Here is a 22,329-nt window from a genome sequence, read left to right on the forward strand (position 1 = left end):
ACGCTAGGGGCGCGCGGGGCCCGGCGGATCGGGCTGCGGTCCCGGTCCGGGGCGACCCGGGTACTAGGTCGCCCGATGGCGGACCCCGGGCCCGGGTACTAGGCCCTCGGGCCGAGCGGCTTCTCGTACCAGGCCACGTCCCAGTACCGGTCGAACTTCCGGCCCACCTCCGTGTACGTACCGACGTGGCGGAAACCGAAGGCGTCGTGCAGCCGGACGGACGGCGCGTTGGGCTGGGCGATGCCCGCGTACGCGCGGTGGATGTCCTCGCCGGAGAGGGCCGCGAACAGGGCCTTGTAGAGGAGTGTGCCGAGGCCGCGGCCCGCCGTGCCGGGGGCGCAGTGGACGCTCACCTCCACGGAGGTGCCGTACGCCGCCTTGGGACGGAGGTGCCGTACGCCGCCTTGGGGCGGAAGGGGCTGCTGGTGGCATATCCGAGGACCCGCCCCGCCCGCGCGCCGTTCCCGACCCCGCCGTCACCGACCGCCCCGTCTCCTACCGCCCCGCCCGCCTCGTCCCCGACTCCGCTGTTACCGACAATGTGGACATCCTGAGCAACCAGCGGACGGTGCGGGCCGTCTTCAGGGTGGGAGCGCAGCCAGGGGCGGCGCTGCTCCGGAGTGAAGGGAACCGTGTCGAATGTGAGCGCGGTCTCACGTACGTAATGGTTGTAGATGTCCGTGAGTGCCTCCAGATCGGCCTCCACACCGGGCCTGACCTGCACTTCCGTGGCCATGGGGGGTATCCGTCCTCCTGTCGGCGGCCGACAGGGTACTGCATGATCGCGAAAATGAATGCGTGCCATGGGAATTCTGTCCGGATTCCAGTCGTTGTTTCCATCGGATGCAGGGCACCCGAAAGGGTGTCGCGACCTACTCAGCAAGGGAGCACGCATGGCAACCCGTGCCGTCGCCCGTCGTTCGTCCACCACCGGTGGGACCAACCGGGCAAGCAGTGTTCGCGCCACAGGCGAGATCGCCGATCGCGACCTGGTCGGCATGTACCTGGACGAGATCGCGCGCACACCACTGCTCGACGCCGCAAAGGAAGTCGATCTCTCGCAGACCATCGAGGCGGGCGTCTTCGCCCAGCAGATCCTCGACGGCGGGGTGGAGAGCGAAGCCGGTGGAGCGAAGCGCGAGGAGCTGGAGGCGCTGGTCGCCGAGGGCGAGCGCGCCAAGGACATATTCATCCGTTCCAACCTCCGGCTCGTCGTTGCCGTGGCCCGTCGCTACCCGCGGGCGGGGCTGCCCCTGCTCGACCTGATCCAGGAGGGCAACGCGGGCCTGGTGCGCGCGGTCGAGAAGTTCGACTACGCCAAGGGCTTCAAGTTCTCCACGTATGCGACGTGGTGGATCCGCCAGGCCATCACGCGCTCCATCGCCGACCAGTCCCGCACCATCCGGCTCCCCGTCCACCTGGTGGAGGAGCTCGGCCGGATCCGCCGTGTGCAGCGCGAGTTCAACCGTGAGCACGGGCGCGACCCGGAGCACTCGGAGATAGCCGCCGAGCTGGACTCCAACACCCAACGGGTGAGCAATGTCCTGGACTGGGCCCGTGACCCGGTCAGCCTGAACATGTCCGTGGACGACGACGGCGACACGCAGTTCGGCGATCTGCTGGAGGACACCTCCGCGATCTCGCCCGAGCAGTCCGTGATGACCTTGCTGCGCAGCGAGGAGCTGGAGGACATGATCGGCAAGCTGGACAACAGGACGGCGTCGATCATCCGTATGCGCTACGGCATCGAGGACGGACGCGAGCGGACCCTGACCGAGGTGGGCAAGGAACACGGCCTCACACGGGAGCGGATCCGCCAGATCGAGAAGCACGCATTGCTCGAATTGAAGCGAATGGCTCACGACACGGGCTTTGACGCTGCGGCGTGAGCCAATAACCCGTAACCTCCCAATCAAGCCGGTTCGCACCGGCCCACTGACCGGCCCAGGCCGGTCGCCCGACCGGTTCGTACCGGTCCCCTGAGCTGAGTCCCGGCGCCCACCCCCCCCGGCGCCGGGGCTCATCCATGTGTGGGGCTCATTCACGTGCCGGGTGGGGCCACAGGCCGCGCGGGGCGGGTCAGGCGGGCGCGGGGCTCGGGCTCTGGCCCGGAGTCGGGGTCGCTGCGCGGGTCAGGCGGGCGCCCAGAGCGTCGACGTACTCCACCAGCTGTGGCGGCCCGTGCACCGAGAACTCGCAGTCCACCAGAGCGAGCCGCAGCGCCAGCCACTCCAGCGAGTCCGTGGAGACGGCGCGCAGCCGACAGCCGAGCGCCCCGGTCGGTTCCGGTGTCCCGAGCCTCGAAGGCAGTCGCGCCGCCACGAACTCCGCGGGCGCCTCGAAGCTCACGTCGAAGCGCAGCTCCGGCTGCATCCGGGCCATCGAGCGGGCGAGGAACTTCGCGGCGTCGCCACCCCCGCGGTGCTCCCCGCCCCCTGTGCTGTCCGCGCCGCGCGCGCCGCTTGTGTCGCCCGCACCGCCCGCACCTCTCTCGTCGTTCTCGTCGTCCCCGTCGGGAAGTGGCCGTGCGGTGAAGCGGGTGCCCGTCGCGAACGGCTCACTGACCCGGTCCACCCGGAACGTACGCCAGTCCTCGCGCTGGAGGTCGTACGCGACCAGGTACCAGCGCTGCCCGGTGCTCACCAGCCGGTACGGCTCCACCTGCCGCTTCGTCTCGGTGCCGTCCCCCGTCCGGTAGGTGAACCGCAGCCGCTCCTGTCCCGTGGCCGCCGAGGCGAGCGTCGTCAGGGTCTGCGGATCGATGCGGGAGCCGTCGCCCCGGGTCAGCGGAACCGTGGCGTGCTGAAGGGACGAGACCCGGTGCCGCAACCGCGAGGGCAGTACCTGCTCCAGCTTCGCCAGAGCGCGTACGGATGCCTCGTCGACGCCCTCGATGGCGTGCCCGGCGCCGGCCCGCAGTCCCACCGCGATGGCCACCGCCTCCTCGTCGTCCAGCAGCAGCGGCGGCATGGCGGCGCCCGCGACCAGGCGGTAGCCGCCGATCGAGCCGCGCGTGGCCTCGACCGGATAGCCGAGGTCGCGCAGCCGGTCGATGTCGCGGCGGATCGTGCGCGCGCTGACGGCGAGCCGCTCGGCCAGTTCACTGCCCGGCCACTCGCGCGGCGTCTGGAGGAGCGACAGCAGATTCAGCAGTCGTGCCGGGGTATCGGTCATGGACCCAGGATGCCCGTCCATCAGGTCATGAACTGACCTAATGGACGGTTAGCTTCCCGCCATGCCTTCTTCCGAATCACTGCCGTCCACGGCGGCCGCACCTGCGGAGCCGAAGGGGCCGACGGCCCCGGTGGCTCCCGCCGACCGGCGTCGCTGGTTCGCGCTCGCCATCGTGATGACCGCGGCCTTCATGGACCTGGTCGACGTCACGATCGTCAACATCGCCATCCCGAGCATCAAGCAGGACACCGGCGCCTCCTTCACCTCGATCCAGTGGATCACCGCCGGATACGCCCTCGCGTTCGCCGCCGGACTGATCACGGGCGGCCGGCTTGGCGACATCTACGGCCGCAAGCGGCTCTTCCTCATCGGCATAGCCGGTTTCACGCTCGCCTCGGCCCTGTGCGGCTTCGCCGCGAACCCGGAGATGCTGGTCGCCTCCCGCATCCTGCAGGGCGGCATGGCGGCGCTGATGGTGCCGCAGGTGCTGTCGATCGTGCACGCCACCTTCCCGGCGCACGAGCGCGGCAAGGTCTTCGGCCTCTTCGGTGCGATCGTCGGGCTGGGCGCGGTCTCCGGGCCGCTACTGGGCGCGCTGCTCACCGAGTGGAACCTCTTCGGTCTCGAATGGCGGCCGATCTTCCTGATCAACCTGCCGGTCGGCATCGCGGGGCTGATCCTGGGGTGGAAGTTCATCAGCGAGTCCAAGGCGCCGAGGGCGCTCCGCCTCGACCTGGTGGGCGTCGTCCTGGTCACGCTGGGTCTGCTGATGCTGCTCTACCCGCTCACGCGCGGGCGCGAGCTGGGCTGGCCGGTGTGGGGTCACGTATCGATGGCCTGCAGCCTGCTGGTGTTCCTGGCGCTGATCGCGTACGAGCGGCAGAAGGCCCGTACGGACGGTTCACCGCTCATCGAGCTGTCGCTGTTCCGGGTCAAGAGCTTCGCCGCGGGTGTGGCCGTGCAGCTGACCTTCGGCATCGGCCTCGGCATCTTCTTCCTCGTCTGGACGCTCTACATGCAGATGGGTCTGGGCTGGAGCGAGCTGCGGGCCGGTACGACGGGCATCCCGTTCTCCATCGCTGTCTCGGTGGCCGCCGGGATCTCCGTACAGAAGCTCGTGCCCCTGTTCGGCCGCAAGGTCCTCCAGGCGGGCGCGCTGCTGATGATCGCCGGGCTGCTGCTCTACATCTGGGAGGCCGAGCGGTACGGCATGGGCATCACGTCCTGGCAGATGGCCCTGCCGCTGGTGGTCATGGGTGTGGGGATGGGGCTGATCGTGGCTCCGCTGACGGACGCGGTGCTCTCCGAGGTGCCCAAGGAGCACGCGGGGTCGGCGTCCGGGCTGATCAACACCGTTCAGCAGATGGGTACGGCGCTGGGCCTGGGGCTGGTGTCGGTCGTCTTCTTCGGGGCGATCAGCGACAGCCTGGCCCCGGAAGCGATGGGTCCGGCGTTCGTGGACGCGTTCCGGCAGTCGCTGTGGTGGGTGGCCGGAGTGCTCGTGGTGATCTTCCTGGTGATGTTCGCGCTGCCCGCCAGGCCGCGGGTCCATGTGGAGGGTGCGGGAGACGACTCGGGGGACGACGGGGCGGGGAACGACGGTGCCGGGACCGGTGTCGCAGCCGGAGTCGGAGCCGGAGACGGAGCCGGTGCCGGAGCCGGTGAGGCCACCAAGGAGCCGGCGCTGACGGGCTGAGGCGCCGAGCCGTGGAGCCGCGGAGATGTCGAGACGTGGAGCCGCTCCGACGTGGAGCCGCCGAGCCGCTCCGGCGTGGAGATGCCGAGACCGACCGTGGCCGGTCTCGATGGACGGGATGCCCGCGTGACCCGAGCGATCGGGGAGCGCGGGCATCCGTGCGCGTCAGCAGATCCGGGCGCGGTGCTCCATGGCCGAGCGGGCGGCGTGCTCGGCGCCGTACACCTCGCACATGTGGCGGCCGTCCGGGGTCGCCGTGTGCTCGACCTCCCACAGGCTTGTCTCGCTGCCGTCCAGAAGCAGGAACGCGTGCTCGTAGAGCGTGAATCCCGCGTCCTGCCCGTCGACACGACACTGGCGCCCGAAGATCTGGGTGATGTGGTGGGCGAAGGCGGCCCGCAGCAGCCGGGCGGTCTCCTCGCCCGGCCGGTCGCTGTTCTCCGCGCGGCGCAGTACACGGCGGGCGTGGTCCGCCGAGTTGTCCGGGGCGTACGTCCGGGGCGCCTGGGCCGGGGGAGCGGCCATCAGGACCGTGAGGATCTCCAGGTCCGGCTGCGGGCCGTCGTCGCTGAAGACCGGTGTGTCCGAGAAGCTCCCGGCCAGCCGGGTGGCGGCGATGTGGGCGTCGGCCTCTTCGTCGTACAGCTCATGGCGCCGGGGGACCGTTATGTCGCGGCCGCCGCTGTGGACCAGCTCCCACAGGCTCAGCGCGGAGCCGTCGGAGAGGAGGTAGGTGTGCCGGTAGGTCTCACGGTGCAGTACGGCGCTGTGGTGCGAGGAATGCAGTGAACTGCTGTGTGCCAGAGCCGTACCGAGCCGGTCGACCGTGCTGTCGGGCAGGTCGAAAGAGTTGAGGGCCCGTCGCAGGAGTCGGTCGAGGTGCTGCTCGGTTGTCTCGTACGGATCGCTCAAGGTGCTGTCTCCAGGCCGTCGCCGCGTGTTACTTGATGCGTGCATAACGTAGTCCCTGGGTCTGACATCGTGACCGGGGTTCGTAAAAACGTAGGGCGCACGCGAAAAGTTCCCTGACTATTTCGGGAGGTTCGGGTGAACTTCCTTGCGGGGGTGGTGAGTCGGGGGCGCACGATGCGGCGCGCGCCCCGTCGTGCGGTTTGTGTCGCTTCTTCCGGCTGTGCCGACTGTGTCGCTTGTGTGCACTGTCGCGGGCGCTGTGCGCGCTGTCGGTGGGCGCCGCCCCCGTCAGCCGCCGTAGAGATCCGTGTACGAGGGGAAGGCGCCCCCGGCGCCTTCGATGCCTTCGGTCGCGCGCACCGCCTTCACGATGGCGCGGGCCAGTACGTCGGCGCCCGCCGCCAGGATCTCGTTCAGTGCGACCGGGTTCTCCGGCGGCAGCGGCACCCGGCCCGTGGACAGGGCGAAGACCGTGTCCCCGTCGGTCAGCAGGTGCACGGGACGTACGGCGCGGGCCAGTCCGTCGTGCGCGGTGCCCGCCAGTTTCTGTGCCTGGGCCCGTACGAGGGCCGCGTCGGTGGCGACGACGGCGATCGTGGTGTTGAAGGGCGGGGCGCCGCCCCCGGCCGCCTCCAGCGCCTCCCGCGCCCGCGCGAGCCGTAGCTGCGCCGCGGCGTGCGTCTCGGGTGACGGGTGCGCGGGCGGCTCCCCCGCGCCGTACTCCGCGTAGAGCACCCCGGTCCGCGGGTCCAGCACCGAGCCCGCCGCGTTCACCGCGACGAGCGCGGCGACGGTGACCCCGGAGGCGAGCCGCACGCTCGCCGTGCCGATGCCGCCCTTGAGCTGCCCGGCCACGGCGCCGGTACCCGCGCCGACGCCGCCCTCGGCGACCGGGGCGCCGGACGGTGAGGCCGCCGCGGCCGTCACCGCGGCGCGGCCGGTCGACGCGTCGGGGCGGGCCCGCCAGTCGCCGCCCCGGCCCAGGTCGAAGAGGCAGGCGGCCGGCACGACCGGCACGACCTGGTCCGGACGGGGGCCGACCCTGACACCCCGGCCCTGCTCCTCCAGCCAGGCCATCACGCCCGAAGCGGCGTCCAGGCCGTACGCGCTGCCGCCCGTGAGGACGACCGCGTCGACGCGCTGGACCAGATTGCGCGGGTCCAGCGCGTCCGTCTCCCGCGTGCCCGGCCCGCCGCCGCGTACGTCGACGGCCGCCACGGCGCCGCCCTCGGGGGCCAGTACGACGGTGGTTCCGCTCAACGCGCCGTCACCGGCCACCCGGGCGTGGCCGACGCGGATCCCGGCCACATCGGTCAGCGCGTCCAGTGGTTCCGGCGGCCCTGTCGGCTCCGGCGTCTCCAGCAGCTCCAGCGGCTCCGGCGGGTGTGGGTCCTCGTGGGTCATCGTCTGCTCCTCGGGGCGGGGTGAGGGTTTATGCGAATGAACGTACAGGCGGGGTGGGCGGCAAGAACCTGGAAATTCTTGTGAAAGTATTCACAAGCGAACTATGGTCCAAAGTCCCGGACAAAGGCGCAGCTCAGGTGGGGTGCTTGTGTGGTCGTTCGGTAGCGAAGGGGACCTTCGACCCTTCCCCTGGGACCAATGCTGACGCCCGGAAGGCGAAATCGGGAGTGGAATGGACACAGGAAAAAAAGAGGCGCACGGACGGAATCGGAAGGTGCGGGCCATGACGGCAGCTGCTGCGGAGACGACGACGAACAGCGGAGCCTGGGACGGCTTCAGGGGCGGGCTGTGGCGCGACGCGATCGACGTCCGCGACTTCGTCCAGCAGAACTACACCCCGTACGACGGCGACGGTTCCTTCCTCGCCGGTCCCACCCCCCGGACGACGGCCGTCTGGGAGAAGCTCCTCGCGATGTTCCCGGACGAGATGGCCAGGGGCGTCCACGACGTGGATGTGAGGACCCCGTCCCGGATCGACGCCTTCGAGCCCGGCTACATCGACGGCGGGCGTGACCTGATCGTCGGACTCCAGACCGACGCCCCGCTCAAGCGCGCCATCATGCCCAACGGTGGCTGGCGGATGGTCGAAGGCGCCCTCGACGCGTACGGCTACGAGGCCGACCCCGAGGTCAGGGAGATCTACACGCATCTCCGCAAGACCCACAACGAGGGCGTGTTCGACGCCTACACCCCCGAGATCCGCGCCTGCCGTTCCTCCGGCATCGTCACCGGGCTGCCCGACGCCTACGGCCGCGGCCGCATCATCGGCGACTACCGCCGCGTCGCCCTCTACGGCGTCGACCGCCTGATCGCCGCCAAGGAGGCCGACAAGGCCGCGCTCGGCGAGGAATGGGCGACCGAGCACGTCATCCGGGACCGCGAGGAGACTTCCGAGCAGATCAAGGCGCTGAACGAGCTGAAGGCCATGGCGATGTCGTACGGCCATGACATCGCCGGCCCCGCCCGCACCGGCCGCGAGGCCGTGCAGTGGCTGTACTTCGGCTACCTCGCCGCCGTGAAGGAGCAGAACGGCGCGGCCATGTCGATCGGCCGCATCGACAACTTCCTCGACATCTACCTCCAGCGTGACATCGAGCGCGGACTGCTCACCGAGGAGCGGGCCCAGGAGTTCATCGACGACTTCGTCATCAAGCTCCGGATCGTCCGCTTCCTGCGCACCCCGGAGTACAACGACCTGTACTCCGGCGACCCGACCTGGGTCACCTGGTCGATGGCCGGTGTCGGCGAGGACGGGCGCCCCCTCGTCTCCCGCACCACGTTCCGCGCCCTGCAGACCCTCTACAACCTCGGCCCGGCCCCCGAGCCGAACCTCACCGTCTTCTGGTCGCAGCGGCTGCCCACCGGATTCAAGGAGTTCGCCTCGCGGGTCGCCATCGACACCTCGGCGATCCAGTTCGAGTCGGACGAGCTGATGCGCCCGAAGTACGGCGACGACACGGCCATCGCCTGCTGCGTCTCCGCCATGGCGGTCGGCAAGCAGATGCAGTTCTTCGGCGCCCGCGTGAATGTCGCCAAGGCGCTGCTGTACGCGATCAACGGAGGCCGGGACGAGCGCTCGGGGAAGCTCGTGGTGGACGGCTTCGAGCCGATCGCCGATGAGTACCTCGACTACGAGATCCTCGCCGAGCGGTACGACGCGATGCTGGACTGGCTGGCCAGGACCTATGTGCACGCGCTGAACGTCATCCACTACATGCACGACAAGTACGCGTACGAGCGGCTGGAGATGGCCCTTCACGACCGCGAGATCCTGCGCACCATGGCCTGCGGAATCGCCGGTCTCTCGGTGGCCGCCGACTCCCTCTCCGCGGTCAAGTACGCCCGGGTGAAGGCGATCCGGGACGAGACGGGTCTGGCCACCGACTACGAGATCGAGGGCGGCTACCCCGCGTACGGCAACAACGACGAGCGCGTCGACGCCATCGCCCGCGGGATCGTCCACGACTTCATGGAGAAGATCCGCAAGCACCCCACCTACCGGGACGCGGTGCACACCCAGTCGGTGCTGACGATCACCTCCAACGTCGTCTACGGCAAGAAGACCGGCAACACTCCGGACGGCCGCCGCTCCGGCGAACCGTTCGCCCCCGGCGCCAACCCGATGAACGGACGCGACGAGCACGGTTACATCGCCTCCGCCCTGTCGGTCGCCAAGCTGCCGTACGACGACGCCGAGGACGGCATCTCGCTGACGAACACCATCACGCCGGACGCGCTCGGCCGGACCCCCGAGGAGCGGATCGCGAACCTCGCCGGTGTGCTGGACGGCTTCATGGCCGCCGACGGATTCCACATGAACGTCAACGTGCTCAACAAGGCGACCCTGGAGGACGCCATGGAGCACCCGGAGAACTACCCCCAGCTGACCATCAGGGTCTCCGGATACGCGGTCAACTTCGTGCGGCTGACCCGCGAGCAGCAGCTCGACGTCATCAACCGCACCTTCCACGGCTCGCTCTGACCCCGGCCCCGTTGCCAGGCCCGGTCCCGACCCCGGGCCCTGGCTTCGGGACACCGGCTCCGACCGAGCCCCCTGAGCCGCGCGACGCTGGACGCCCTCCCCCGCAGGCCCCGGCGTCGCGCGCCTCCTCCCAACCCCCCCACACGCAGCCCACCCACACACACGCACCGCACGCACCTCCCTCCTCACGCACAACCGCACCACCGCGCCGCCCAGCGCCCCATCCCGTTTGCCGTCAGCCGTCCGTACAGGAGGCCCCTGCCATGGCTCCGCTCCTCGACAACGCCCTCACCCCCGCCACCCCGGCGGGTGCGGCCACCCACCGGCCGATCTCCGGCTCGGTCCACTCCTGGGACCTGTCGACGGGGGTCGACGGGCCCGGCACGCGGTTCGTCACCTTCCTGGCCGGCTGCCCGCTGGCCTGCCTCTACTGCCACAACCCCGACACGATGCGGATGCGCAGCGGTACGCGTACATCGGCGGACGACCTGGTCGCCGAAGCGGCCAAGTACACGACGTTCATCCGGGCGGCGGGTGGCGGCGCCACCATCAGCGGCGGCGAGCCGCTGCTCCAGCCGGTGTTCGCCGGTGAGCTCTTCCACCGCTTCAAGCACGAGCTCGGCCTGCACACCGCCCTGGACACCTCCGGGTTCCTCGGCGCCCGTGCCACCGACGCGCTGCTGCGCGATGTCGACCTGGTCCTGCTCGACATCAAGTCCTGGGACCGCGACACCTACCGGAAGGTCACCGGCCGGCAGCTGGAGCCGACCCTGGACTTCGCCCGCCGCCTCGCCGGCCTGGGCAAGGAGGTGCACCTCCGCTTCGTGCTGGTGCCCGGACTGACCGACGACCCGGACAACATCGACGGCGTCGCCTCGTTCGCCGCCTCCCTCGGCAATGTCTCCCGCGTCGACGTCCTGCCCTTCCACAAGCTGGGCGAGGCCAAGTGGCAGGCGCTGGGTATGCCCTTCACGCTGCATGACACCCCCTCGCCCACCCCCCAGCAGGTCGCCTCGGCCCGGTCGCTCTTCGAAGCCCACGGGCTGCGGGCCGTCTGACCCGGCGGGCCCTGCGCCTGTCCGGGCGACGCGCTCACCTCTCGGTCGACCAAAACAGGGCCAACCACCCCATACGGTTCTACGGTGGCCGAGTGACCGAGCCACCAGAAGCCTCCGCCGCAGCAGAGCAGCCCACCCTCGGTGGCCCCACCGGGGGTGGCACCGATTCCGGGCCCGGCGCTCCGGGGGCATCGACCGTCGCCCCCGTCATCCGGTCCGTCACCACCCGGGCGACCCTGGCGGGAGTGGCCGTCTCCGTCCTGCTGATCCTCGCGATCGTGTTCGGCAGCCGGATGCTCCGCAACTTCGACTCGGCCCTCCTTCCGTACTCCGTGGCCACCGTCTTCCTCGCCTTCGGGGTCGCCTACCGCTACACGGTCTGGATCTCCGCGCCCGGCGCCCGGCGCCTCTTCACACAGGGCTGGCGCAGCCTCTTCTCGGTCGAGAACTTCCGCAAGGCCCCCACCGCTCTGCCGAAGATGATCGCCACCTATCTGGGCTTCCAGAAGTTCCTCGGCGCCAGGTCGCACGCCCGCTGGGCCGCCCACCAGCTGATCTTCTGGGGCTGCATCCTCGCTTCCCTGATCACCTTCCCGCTGACCTGGGGCTGGTTCACCTTCACCTCGGGAAGCGGATCGGGCCCCGGCTACGAGATGCGGATCTGGGGCTACAAGATCCTGGGCTTCGACTCGCTGAACATCCTCGGCTGGCTGATGTTCCACGGCCTGGACATCGCCGCCGTGCTCGTCATTCCCGGTGCCTCGTACTTCCTCTGGCGCCGGATGAAGGACCGCGGGGCCATCACCGGCCAGCGCTTCGCCTATGACCTGGTGCCCCTGATCGCTCTGATCGTCATCTCCGTGACGGGTCTGCTGCTCACCTTTTCCTCGATCTTTCTGCACGGTGGCGGCTACGAGTTCCTGGCGATCCTCCACATGGTTTCGGTGGTCTTCACCCTCATCTACATCCCGTTCGGGAAGTTCTTCCACATCGTCCAGCGCCCGGCAGCGGTCGGTATGCAGCTCTTCAAGTACACCGGCCGCAAGGACGACAAGGTCTTCGCCTGCCGCCGCTGCGAGGAACCCATCGACACCGGGCCGTACGTCGAGAACCTCCGCGGCACCATGCGTGACCTCCAGCTCGGCTTCGACGAATGGACCGAGTACTGCCCGCGCTGCAAGCGGGTGCTGCGCGGCAGTGCCTACCTCTCCCAAGTGAAGAAGGGCTTCAAGTGACCGCGGATCCGCGAGCTGCCGACCGCCGCACGTATCTCCCCCTCGACCCTTCGCTCGCACCGCCCGGCACCCGCGGCTTCCGGGACGCCGGCGGGATCCCGGCCGACCAGTGGCACGCCGACCAGAACGGCGAGACACTCGTCCCCACCCACTGCTGCTTCTGCGGAGTCCAGTGCGGGATGTATCTGCGGGTCGACCGCGGCGGCAAGGTCTTCGGCGTCGAACCCCGCAACCACGACATCAACCGGATGCGGCTGTGCCCCAAGGGCATCAACGCCTACCAGCAGGTCAACCACCCCGACCGGCTCACCGCCCCGCTCATGCGCCGCTCCCGTGACGAGGACTTCCGCGAGGTCTCCTGGGACGAGGCACTCGACTTCACCGTCTCCGAGATCAAGCGCATCCAGCAGACCCACGGGAACGACGCCTTCGGTCTCCTCGGCGGCGCCAGCCTCTTCTCCGAGAAGACCTATCTGGTGGGCAAGTTCGCCCGGGTCGCCCTCAAGTCCCGTCATGTCGACTACAACGGCCGGCTCTGCATGGTCAGCGCGGCGGGCGCCAACAAGCTCGCCTTCGGCATCGACCGGGCAGGTAACCCCTTCTCCGACATCCTGCTCACCGACTGCCTGCTCATCGCGGGCTCCAACGTCGGCGAGTGCTTCCCCGTGATGACCCAGTACGTGTGGGGAGCCCGGGACCGGGGCGCCAGCCTCATCGTCATCGACCCGCGCGAGACCGCGATCGCCCGCACCGCCGACATCCACGTCGCGCTCAAGCCCGGCACCGACTCGGCCTTCTTCAACGCCGTGCTCAACGTGATCATCGAGGAGGGTCTCACCGACGAGACCTATCTCGCCGCCCACGCCACCGGCTGGGCGGAGGTGAAGGCCACGGTCGCCGCCTACCCGCCGTCCCGGGCCGCCGAGATCTGCGGGGTCCCCGCCGAACAGATCGTCCAGGTCGCCCGTACCTTCGCCCGCGCGCCCAGGGCCATGGCCTGGCACGCCCGGGGCATCGAACACCACTCGCAGGGCGTCGAGAACTGCCTCACCGTGATCAATCTCTGCACCGCCACCGGACACATCGGCAAACCAGGCGCCGGTTACGGCACCATCACCGGCCAGGGCAACGGGCAGGGCGGCCGCGAACACGGCCAGAAGTCCGACCTCCTCCCCGGCGGACGCTCGATCATGAACGAGGAGCACCGGCGGCAGATCTGCGAGATCTGGGGCATCGAGGAGTCCGAACTCCCGCCCGCCGGTACCTCGATGATGGAAATGGTCTGGCAGATGCGGCGCCGCGAGATCCGCGGCCTGATCGGCATCTGCAACAACCCCTTTGTCTCCCTGCCCAACTACAAGGTCGTCAAGGCGGGGTACGACACCACCGAATTCCATGCCCAATTCGACTTCTTCCTTTCCGAGACAGCGGCCAACGCGCATGTCGTCTTCCCTGTCACCACCTGGGCCGAGGACGACGGGGTGATGGCCAATGCCGAGGCCCGGGTGGTCAAGCACAACAAGGCCCAGGACCCGCCCCCCGGCGTACGGACCGACACCTGGGTGATGTGCGAACTCGCCAAGCGGCTCGGCGCGGGCGACAAGTTCGCTTTCGCCGACTCCCGCGAGGTCTTCGACGAGCTGCGGATCGCCTCCGCCGGGACGGTCAACGACTACTACGGCATCACCTACGAACGGCTGGAGGAGACCGGCGGGATCGTCTGGCCCTGCCCCTCCACCGACCACCCCGGCACCCCCCGGCTCTTCGAGGACGGGAAGACCTACCACCCCGACGGCAAGATCCATATGCAGGTCGTCGAATGGCACCCGCCGATGGACCCGTACGACGACGAGCACCCCATGTCGCTCACCACCGGACGCACCGTCGCCCACTTCCTCTCCGGCAACCAGACCCGCCGTCTGGGCGCCCTCGTCGAACAGACCCCGCGCCCCTGGGCCGAGATCCACCCCTCCCACGGCTTCCGCAACGGCGAACCCGTCCGCGTCGTCACCCGGCGCGGCAGCGAGGTGTTCCCCGCCCTGGTCACCGAGGCGATCCGCCCCGACACCGTCTTCATCCCGTACCACTGGCCGGTCCCCACGGCGGCCAACGCCCTCACCATCGACGCCCTCGACCCCCGTTCCAAGATCCCCGAATACAAGGTGTGCGCCTGCCGTATCGAGCACGCCGAGAAGATCGACGAGGTGCCCGCGCCTCCGGTCGCCCCCGGTCATGTCGCCTATCCGGAGACCCAGGTCTCCCGTACCGACCCGTTGCCTCCCACGGCCCCGCAGGGCCGTGGCACCTCGGAGAGGAGCTGAGGCCCCCATGATGGGCAGAACGATCTTCATCGACCCGGGGCGCTGCATCGGCTGCCAGGCCTGTGTCTCCGCCTGCCGCGAATGCGACTCGCACCGCGGAAAATCGATGATCCACCTCGACTACACCGACGAGGGCCAGTCCGTCGCCTCCCTTCCCACGGTCTGTATGCACTGCGAGGACCCGGTGGCCCCCTGCGCCGAGGTCTGCCCCGCCGACGCGATCCTGGTCACCGCCGACGGTGTGGTGCAGCAGGCCGACACCACCCGCTGCATCGGCTGTGCCAACTGCGTCAACGCCTGCCCCTTCGGGGTCCCGAAGATCGACCTCCAGGCGAAACTGCAGATGAAGTGCAACCTCTGCTACGACCGCACCGCCTACGGCCTCGCCCCCATGTGCGCCACCGTCTGCCCCACCGGAGCGCTCTTCTACGGGACCCTTGAGGAGCTCCAGGCCGAACGCCCCGGCGTCCAGGTCGCCGACAGCTTCGTCTTCGGCGAGTCCGAGGTCCGCACCGGCGTGGCCATGGTCGTCCCCGCGGACAGGGTCCAGTGGCCCGTACCCGGCGGCCTGCCCGTCGTCGAGATCAACGGTAAGGACGTCCGCCGATGAGCGTCACCGAACAGCAGCCGGGTGGCGACCGGAACAACGGCGGAGACCCGCGCGAGGCGCTGCACGACCGGATCGCCGCCGACTCCCTGACCACCCGGCGCGACTACCTCCGGATCGTCGCCACGGTCTCCGGCGGCCTCGCCGTCGGGGGACTCGGGGTGGCCGCCGGAATCCTGCACCGCCACGGCGACGTGGAGGACGGCAAGACCCCTGATCCCAAGAAGGTCACCCAGCAGCTGCTGCCCGGCGAGTCCATCTCCTTCCGCTATCCGGGCGAGGAGGACCGGGCCGTCGCGGTACGGCTCAACGACGGCACCCTTGTCGGCTACTCCGCGGTCTGCACCCATCTCGCCTGTGCCGTGCTCTGGCGCAAGGACCGGGGCACGGACGGCGAGCTCTACTGTCCCTGCCACGAGGGAGTCTTCGACGCACGGTCCGGAGAGGTCACCGCCGGACCACCGCCCCGCGCACTGCCCAAGGTGGCGCTCACCGAGCAGACCGACGGCAGTGTCTGGGCCATCGGTACCACCCGCTCCGGCGAGAGCATCGAGCACGGGCTCTGCCGCCAGCTCGGTGCCGAACGCCCGGACCTCGCAACCCGCATCGGCTGCCCCGACGTCAGCGGCGGCGCGGAGTCACCGCCCCGCGCGGCCGACACCGGGGCGACCGAGGCCGACACCCCTGGCAGGCGGACATGACCGAACCCCAGCAGCCCCCCGGCCCGCAGTACCCGGAGTACCACCCGGGCAGCGCCCGCCCCGAGCTGAACCGCCCCGTCCATGGGCGCTATCCGCAGATCCGCGCCACCAGCGGTTACGGAGACCCACGGGTCCGGCACACCGGACCCGGGCCCGGAGCGGGCACCGACCAGGAACCCGAGCGCTCCTCGAAACTGACGGCCCGCCTCACGCTCGCCATGACCGTGGTCGTCGGCCAGCTCTGGGGTCTGACGGTGATCATCGACGAATGGATGGAGGGCAACACCGGGACGGCCTGGTGGGGGGCCGGCTTCCTCTGCCTCTCGTTCCTCGTCGTGCTGGGGCTCTGGCTGATCGACCCCAAGGACCGCTGACCGCCGTCACCCCGCCGAGAGCCGCCGTACCCTGGAAACATGAGCACCGCCCCCACCCCCGGACCGCGAGGTTCGAAGCAGCAGCCGCAACAGCAGGAAAAGCCGCCGCAGGAGCCGAAGCCCAAGCCGGTTCTGATCTTCGACGATCCACTGGACCAGCAGTCCGCGGACGATACGGACCGGGGATGGGGCGAGCGGCCTACGACCGGCGGCAGCGCCGCCGACCTCGCGCGCTTCCTCGACGAGAAGCCCCCGCACCACATCTGAGCCGTTACGGACCGCGCCCCGGTCCAGGAGCCTCGCCACCGCACTAGCCCGCCCCATGGCCGCCCGCCCCACGAGGTCCGGCCGTGCCGCCGCCCGTCCCACCGTCGCCCGTCCCGCCCGTCCCACCGTCGCGCTGCGGGACGAGGGCGTCGCGGATCTCCTTCAGCACCTCCGGCTCGCTCATGGGTGAGCCTTCTTCCGCATGTGCCGTAAGGGGAGCAAACTGCTCCGCAACCTGAGGCGGGGGAAGGCGACACTGTCCGATCAGCCGATTCGACAGAGTGAATTGACGGAACGTCAGTACGCATGGGACACCGCCACCGCCAGGTATCCCGACGCACTCGCCCCGGCCAGCGCGACAGCCGTCTCGCGCCTCACGGAGAGCATCACCAACGCACCGTCGCCCGGACCCGTGCCCGTCCCACCGCCCGTGGCCAGCAGGTCCGCGTCCTCGGCAGCGGCCCGTGGCACCTTCGTCACCCGTACGTCCCTCGCCACCACCCGGGCGTCACCGCCCGCTTCCTCGGACGCGATCACGTCCACACGGTCTCCCGGCCGCAACAGCCGGACCGTCGCCGCGTCAGTGATCCGGACCGGCGCGGACACCAGCCGCACCGACTGTCGTCCGGGCTCCGGCGGCGGACCCGGAGGAGCGACTTTTCCCTCCTCGCCGCCCAGCCCCGAGGCGGCGAGCGCGGCAGCCGTCATCGCGAGCCCCGCAGCCATCGCGCGCCGCTTCCCGCGCACCATGCGCCGCAGCCGGTACGCACCACCGCCGCGCACCCGCAGCGGTGGGAACGGCGGCACCCCGAACGGCGCGGGCGCGGAAACCGGCGGCCAGGGTGTCCTCGTACGCACGTCGGCGCCGAAGCGGGCGGGTTCGGAGTGATCGGAGGGACCAGAGGGGTCGGAGGGACCGGAGGGATGTGAAGGATGAGCAGGGCGAGCGGGGTGAGCACGGGGAGTAGAGCAAGCGGGGGGAGTTGCGCAAGCGGAGGAAGCGGGCGAGAACATGGCGCCACCTGGAGTCGAGTGAGGGGAGCCCGGCCGGATGTCCCGGCCGAACTCCCCTCACGATCCACGCTCAGCCGGAATCCCGCTGAGCCCTGTGGACAATCCCCACGTTGTGGAAAACTCCGGCACCCGCACGGGTCACCCAGGCACCTACAGGCCACCCGGAACCCCGCCCGCGTCGCCCAGACACCCACGGGGTCACCCAGGATCCCGCGCGCCCCGCCCCCGCCCCCGTCCCCTACGGCAGCTCGATGCCCGTGTCGATGCCGTCCAGCGCGTGGGCGCACGCGCAGTCGCGGCTCTCGCTCACCGGCAGCCCCGCCACCGTGTCGAACAGCACCGAGCGCAGTCGGTCCACATTGGCCGCGAACACCTTCAGCACGTCTTCGTGGGAAACACCCTCCCCGGCCTCGGCACCCGCGTCCAGGTCCGTCACCAGGGTCATCGTCGTGTAGCAGAGCCCCAGTTCGCGGGCGAGCACGGCCTCCGGGTGCCCGGTCATCCCGACCACCGACCAGCCCATCGACGCATGCCAGCGCGACTCCGCCCGGGTCGAGAAACGCGGCCCCTCGACGACGACCAGGGTCCCGCCGTCCACCGGCTCCCAGTCGCGCCCGCGCGCCGCCGCGAGCGTGGCCTTGCGGCCTTCGGGGCAGTACGGGTCGGCGAAGCCCAGATGCACGACGTTCGGCACGGTCCCGTCGGCCCGGGTCTCACCGTCGTAATACGTCTGCATACGGGCCTTGGTGCGCTCCACCAGCTGGTCCGGAACGAGCAGGGTCCCGGGTCCGAACTCCGGCCGCAGCCCGCCGACCGCGCACGGTCCGAGCACCTGACGCACTCCGACGGAGCGCAGCGCCCAGAGGTTGGCGCGGTAGTTGATGCGGTGCGGCGGCACGTGGTGGCCGCGTCCGTGGCGGGGCAGGAAGGCGACCCGTCGCCCGCCGATCTCGCCGAGGAAGAGCGAGTCGCTCGGCTGCCCGTACGGGGTGTCCACCCGTACCTCGGTGACGTCCTCCAGGAAGGAGTAGAAGCCCGAGCCGCCGATGACACCGATCTCCGCACCGGGGGAAGCGCCCGGAACGCCCGAAGACCCCGTCGTACGTGCGCTCGTATCCGTATCCGCGCCCGTACCCGCGCCCGTACTCGTACCCGTAACCGATTGCGCCTCTGCGTTCGCCATGCGGTCACAGTATCGGGGGGGAAAACACCGGGACCCCGCCGAGTCGATCGGCGGGGTCCCGGTGAGACGTCCGGACGTACGTGGGCTCAGGCGGCCGACGTACCACTCGACGAAGCCGACGTGGAGGAAGACGACGACGAAGAAGACGACGATGAGGATGACGAAGACGAAGCGGTCGACTTCGAGTCCGAACCCGTCGAGGACGACGAGGCGGATGCGGAGTCGGACGACTTCGAGGTCGACGTCGCCGAGGTGCTGCTCGACGAAGAGCCACGGCTGTCGTTCCGGTAGAAACCGGAACCCTTGAAGACGATGCCGACCGCAGAGAACACCTTCTTCAGGCGTCCGTCGCAGCTCGGGCATACGGTCAGGGCATCATCGGTGAACTTCTGCACCGCCTCGAGGCCCTCGCCACACTCGGTGCACTGGTACTGATAGGTCGGCACTTGCTCCTCCTGGCACTCTCACTCAATGAGTGCTAACGACGGTCCATACTGACGTATTCCGCTGGATCAGTCCACCGTGACCGGCTCGCGGTGACCGATCCCACGTGCGACGGTGCGTCCCGCGGAGCTCGGATTCAGCCGTGAACGCAGGGCCAGCAGCGTCACCAGCGCCAGTACGGTCCCCACCAGCGGCACCAGGAATCCGGTGCTCGCGCCGTGGGCGTCCGCGAGTTGCCCCGCCACGGTCACCGCCGCGGCCTGGCCCAGCGCCACCGCGCCCGTCAGCCAGGTGAACGCCTCCGTCCGGGCGGAGGCCGGCACCAGCGCGTCGACCAGGGTGTAGCCGCTGATCAGCGCGGGAGCGATGGAGAGGCCGACCAGGAGCCCGAGACCGGCCAGCAGCGGCACGGAGTTCACGGCCCACAGTCCGGACGCGGTCAGGGTCAGCGCCAGGTAGCCGACGATCAGGCGGCGGCGCGGGCTGATCTTCCAGACGATGGCACCGCAGGCGATCCCGGCCAGCATGTTGCCCGCCGCGAAGACCCCGTACAGCATGCCGTTCACTCCGGGGTGGCCGATCTCCTGGGCGAACGCGGTCAGTGAGACCTGCATTCCGCCGAATACGGCACCGATGCCCAGGAAGGCGATCGCGAGCACCCGGACGCCGGGTACGGAGAGCGCCGAGACGCGCGGTTCGGCCGTGTTGGCCGCGCTGCGGGGGTCGGGCTGGGTGGAGCGCTGCGCGGCGAAGAGCAGGCCCCCGATGAGCGTCAGGGCGGCTTCCGTGATCAGCCCGGCCGCCGGGTGCACGCCGGTGCACAGCGCGGTGGTGAGGACCGGTCCCAGGACGAACGTGAACTCGTCCGTGACCGACTCGAAGGCGGCGGCCGTGGACATCAGCGGAGAGGCGGGCCGGCCGGGAGCGGCTCCCAGTACGGCCGCCCAGCGGGCCCGCACCATCGGCCCGATCTGCGGAATGGAGGCACCGGTCGGCACAGCGGCAAGGAACAGCGCCCACAGGGGCGCGTCCGCCAGCGCGAGCGCCGTGAGCGCGCCCACGGACACGGCGTGCACCAGAACGCCGGGCAGCAGCACCGCGCGCTGTCCGAAACGGTCGGCCAGCTTGCCGCTCTGCGGGGCGAACAGGGCCATGGAGACGCCGGAGACGGCGGCGACAGCGCCTGCGCTGCCGTAGGACCCGGTGGTGTGCTGGACGAGGAGCACGATGCCGATGGTCAGCATCGCGAAGGGCTGCCGTGCGGCGAAGCCCGGGAGGAGGAAGGTCCACGCACCGGGGGTGCGCAGCAGTTGCCCGTATCCGGGGCGGTCGGAGACCGTGGACGCCACGGTCCTTGCCTTTCTGCCGCCTGGTGGCGGCGCCTCCTGAGAGTCCTTGTGGGGCTCGTACGGAGACTGCGCCGAGAGCTGTCCTCTTCGCGCGGAACTGCGGTAGATGCCGGGCGCTCGCTGCAAGAGGCGAGGGCGCCACGACCGCCATACGGGTCGCGCCAGCTCTGCTTCAGACAGAGTTGGTCGATCAGATTGCCTTCATGCTACAGGCAGGAGTCTCCGGGCACCTGCGATTGCGCGCAAGGTCACGATGCCTGCCTGTGATCAGCGCCATGCTCCTGTGATCAGAGCCGCGCTCCTGCGATCAGAGCAGTGTTCCTGCGACCAGTGTCGTGCTCTTTGTAATCAGTGTCGTGCCTTCGTGTCGGAGGGCCCGCCCGCTCCGCCCGACCCACCGGACCGGCTGCCTCCACGTGATCCGCCCGACCCACCGGACCGGCTGCCCCCGCGTGACCCGCCGGAACCGCGTGACCCGCCGGACCCGCGCGACCCGCCGGAACCGCCCGGCCCACCGGCGCCGTCCGGCCCGCGGCCCGTCCCCAGCCACCCGGCCAGCTTGCCGCCCTCGCCGACCGCCCGCAGCCGGGCCTCCGTCGCGTCGCGCACCGGATCGGTCGCCACCACCAGCAGTTCGTCCCCGCGCCGCAGCACCGTGGCCGGTGCCGGGACGAAGCTCTTCCCGTCCCGTACGACCAGCGTGACCGCGGCCCCGGCGGGCAGCCGGAGCTCGCCGACCTCCACGCCGTGCATCTTCGACCGGGCCGGGATCTCGACCGACAGCAGATGCCCGCGCAGCCGCTCCAAGGGCGCCGACTCGATGCCCAGGTCGGCGGTCTCGGACGGGTCGTCGGCGATCTTCAGGGCCTTCGCGAGCCAGGGCAGGGTCGGCCCCTGGATCAGTGTGTAGACGATGACGAGCACGAAGACGATGTTGAAGACCCTGGTGCTGCCCTCGATACCGGACACCATCGGAATGGTCGCCAGGATGATGGGGACGGCACCGCGCAGCCCCGCCCAGGACATCAGGGCCTTCTCGCGGTGCGGCAGCCGGAACGGCGCCAGGCTCAGGAAGACCGACAGCGGCCGGGCCACCACGGTCAGCACCAGACCCACCACCACCGCGGGCCAGAAGTCGTCGACCAGGTCGTGCGGCGTGACCAGCAGCCCGAGCAGCACGAACATGCCGATCTGGGCCAGCCAGCCGAGTCCGTCGGCGAAGCCGCGGGTGGCGGGCCAGTGCGGCAGCTTGGAGTTGCCGAGCACCATCGCGGCCAGATAGACGGCGAGGAACCCACTGCCGTGCGCCATGGCGCCGGCGGCGTACGCGGACACCGCGATGGCCATCACGGCGATCGGGTAGAGGCCCGACGCGGGCAGGGCCACATGCCGCAGCCCGAGGGAACCGAGCCAGCCCACCGCGAGGCCGATGGCCGCGCCGATCGCCAGCTCCAGGGCTATCTCGCCGACCAGTACGTACCAGTGCTCCACGGGGCCGACCGCGGAGAACGCCACCACCAGGATGACCACAGGGGCGTCGTTGAACCCGGACTCGGCCTCCAGTACGCCGGTGATCCGGGACGGCAGCGGCACCTTGCGCAGCACGGAGAACACGGCGGCGGCGTCGGTGGACGAGACGACCGCGCCGATGATGAGCGCCTGCCGCCAGTCCAGCCCGACGAGATAGTGCGCCGCCGCCGCGGTGATGCCCACGCTGATGCCCACGCCGACGGTCGACAGCATCGCGGCTGCCGGCAACGCGGGTTTGACTTCCTTCCACTTCGTACCGAGTCCGCCCTCGGCCAGGATGACGACCAGGGCGGCGTAGCCGATCACCTGGGTCAGCTCGGCGTTGTCGAACTTGACGTCGAAGATGCCGTCCTGCCCTATGGCGATCCCGATGCCGAGGTACAGGAGCAGGCTGGGAAGCCCGCTGCGCGAGGAGATCCGTACCGCCGCCACGGCGACGAGCAGGACGAGCGAGCAGACGAGCAGGAGTTCGTTGAGCGCGTGGACAGTCAGGGTCCGTTCCTTCCCTGCGTACGCCT

Annotated in this window: 18 protein-coding genes and 2 pseudogenes; 10 read left to right on the top strand and 10 right to left on the bottom strand. The window is 70.1% G+C overall.

The annotated features are described in order from the left end of the window. Positions 1-98 precede the first annotated feature (98 nt). A pseudogene (locus OG413_RS14520) lies at positions 99-736 on the bottom strand (N-acetyltransferase family protein). Between the two features lie 157 nt (positions 737-893). On the opposite strand from OG413_RS14520, the gene OG413_RS14525 reads away from it, so the two are divergent. Further along, positions 894-1,889, top strand: coding sequence for an RNA polymerase sigma factor RpoD/SigA (locus tag OG413_RS14525; RefSeq protein WP_266805738.1), 996 nt, complete (start codon positions 894-896; stop codon positions 1,887-1,889). Between the two features lie 190 nt (positions 1,890-2,079). On the opposite strand, the gene OG413_RS14530 is transcribed toward OG413_RS14525, so the two are convergent. After that, positions 2,080-3,174, bottom strand: coding sequence for a YafY family protein (locus OG413_RS14530; RefSeq protein WP_266805740.1), 1,095 nt, complete (start codon positions 3,172-3,174; stop codon positions 2,080-2,082). 61 nt (positions 3,175-3,235) lie between these two features. On the opposite strand from OG413_RS14530, the gene OG413_RS14535 reads away from it, so the two are divergent. Continuing rightward, positions 3,236-4,870: an MFS transporter gene (locus OG413_RS14535; RefSeq protein ID WP_266805742.1), complete on the top strand. Its 1,635-nt coding sequence runs from the start codon at positions 3,236-3,238 to the stop codon at positions 4,868-4,870. A 165-nt stretch (positions 4,871-5,035) separates the two neighbouring features. Here the strand turns inward: OG413_RS14535 and OG413_RS14540 are convergent, their stop codons facing one another. Both OG413_RS14540 and OG413_RS14545 read right to left on the bottom strand, forming a co-directional pair. Continuing rightward, positions 5,036-5,782 (bottom strand): DUF6227 family protein, encoded by a 747-nt coding sequence (locus OG413_RS14540; protein WP_266805744.1) that lies wholly within the window; start codon positions 5,780-5,782, stop codon positions 5,036-5,038. Positions 5,783-6,070: 288 nt separating this feature from the next. Next, entirely contained in the window at positions 6,071-7,186 is a 1,116-nt protein-coding gene (locus OG413_RS14545; RefSeq protein WP_266805746.1) for a P1 family peptidase, read from the bottom strand. 283 nt (positions 7,187-7,469) lie between these two features. Here OG413_RS14545 and pflB point away from each other — a divergent pair, with 283 nt between their 5' ends. The 8 genes from pflB to OG413_RS14585 all read left to right on the top strand — a co-directional run bounded on the left by pflB (position 7,470) and on the right by OG413_RS14585 (position 16,291). Next, positions 7,470-9,728, top strand: coding sequence for a formate C-acetyltransferase (gene pflB, locus OG413_RS14550; RefSeq protein ID WP_266805747.1), 2,259 nt, complete (start codon positions 7,470-7,472; stop codon positions 9,726-9,728). A gap of 263 nt (positions 9,729-9,991) precedes the next feature. After that, a complete protein-coding gene (gene pflA, locus OG413_RS14555; protein WP_266805748.1) occupies positions 9,992-10,786 on the top strand; it encodes a pyruvate formate-lyase-activating protein in 795 nt (264 codons plus the stop codon). Positions 10,787-10,878: 92 nt separating this feature from the next. After that, positions 10,879-12,021, top strand: a complete 1,143-nt coding sequence (locus OG413_RS14560) for an MFS transporter (RefSeq protein WP_266805750.1) — start codon at positions 10,879-10,881, stop codon at positions 12,019-12,021. After that, on the top strand, positions 12,018-14,342 hold the full coding sequence (locus OG413_RS14565) for a molybdopterin oxidoreductase family protein (RefSeq protein ID WP_266805752.1): 2,325 nt from the start codon (positions 12,018-12,020) through the stop codon (positions 14,340-14,342). Before OG413_RS14560 ends, OG413_RS14565 begins: the two co-directional genes overlap by 4 nt. 7 nt (positions 14,343-14,349) lie before the next feature. Beyond that, positions 14,350-14,952: a 4Fe-4S dicluster domain-containing protein gene (locus tag OG413_RS14570; protein WP_266805754.1), complete on the top strand. Its 603-nt coding sequence runs from the start codon at positions 14,350-14,352 to the stop codon at positions 14,950-14,952. Next, on the top strand, positions 14,949-15,650 hold the full coding sequence (locus OG413_RS14575) for a Rieske (2Fe-2S) protein (protein WP_266805756.1): 702 nt from the start codon (positions 14,949-14,951) through the stop codon (positions 15,648-15,650). The genes OG413_RS14570 and OG413_RS14575 overlap by 4 nt, the downstream gene beginning before the upstream one ends. Then, a complete protein-coding gene (locus OG413_RS14580) occupies positions 15,647-16,024 on the top strand; it encodes a hypothetical protein (RefSeq protein ID WP_266805758.1) in 378 nt (125 codons plus the stop codon). The genes OG413_RS14575 and OG413_RS14580 overlap by 4 nt, the downstream gene beginning before the upstream one ends. A gap of 39 nt (positions 16,025-16,063) precedes the next feature. Next, positions 16,064-16,291 (top strand): hypothetical protein, encoded by a 228-nt coding sequence (locus OG413_RS14585; RefSeq protein WP_266805760.1) that lies wholly within the window; start codon positions 16,064-16,066, stop codon positions 16,289-16,291. 43 nt (positions 16,292-16,334) lie between these two features. Here OG413_RS14585 and OG413_RS14590 read toward each other — a convergent pair. The 6 genes and pseudogenes from OG413_RS14590 to OG413_RS14615 form a co-directional block, all read right to left on the bottom strand. After that, positions 16,335-16,475: pseudogene (locus tag OG413_RS14590) on the bottom strand (large conductance mechanosensitive channel protein MscL); the annotation flags it as partial. 113 nt (positions 16,476-16,588) lie between these two features. Beyond that, on the bottom strand, positions 16,589-17,149 hold the full coding sequence (locus OG413_RS14595; protein WP_266805762.1) for an RcpC/CpaB family pilus assembly protein: 561 nt from the start codon (positions 17,147-17,149) through the stop codon (positions 16,589-16,591). A gap of 394 nt (positions 17,150-17,543) precedes the next feature. Further along, on the bottom strand, positions 17,544-18,488 hold the full coding sequence (locus OG413_RS14600) for an S-methyl-5'-thioadenosine phosphorylase (RefSeq protein ID WP_266805764.1): 945 nt from the start codon (positions 18,486-18,488) through the stop codon (positions 17,544-17,546). Positions 18,489-18,574: 86 nt separating this feature from the next. Then, a complete protein-coding gene (locus OG413_RS14605; RefSeq protein ID WP_266805766.1) occupies positions 18,575-18,934 on the bottom strand; it encodes an FmdB family zinc ribbon protein in 360 nt (119 codons plus the stop codon). Positions 18,935-19,000: 66 nt separating this feature from the next. Next, entirely contained in the window at positions 19,001-20,281 is a 1,281-nt protein-coding gene (locus OG413_RS14610) for an MFS transporter (RefSeq protein ID WP_266805768.1), read from the bottom strand. Between the two features lie 348 nt (positions 20,282-20,629). After that, positions 20,630-22,243, bottom strand: coding sequence for a potassium/proton antiporter (locus OG413_RS14615; RefSeq protein WP_266805770.1), 1,614 nt, complete (start codon positions 22,241-22,243; stop codon positions 20,630-20,632). Positions 22,244-22,329 lie beyond the last annotated feature (86 nt).

It is taken from the genome of Streptomyces sp. NBC_01433 (assembly GCF_026340105.1).
Taxonomy (GTDB): domain Bacteria; phylum Actinomycetota; class Actinomycetes; order Streptomycetales; family Streptomycetaceae; genus Streptomyces.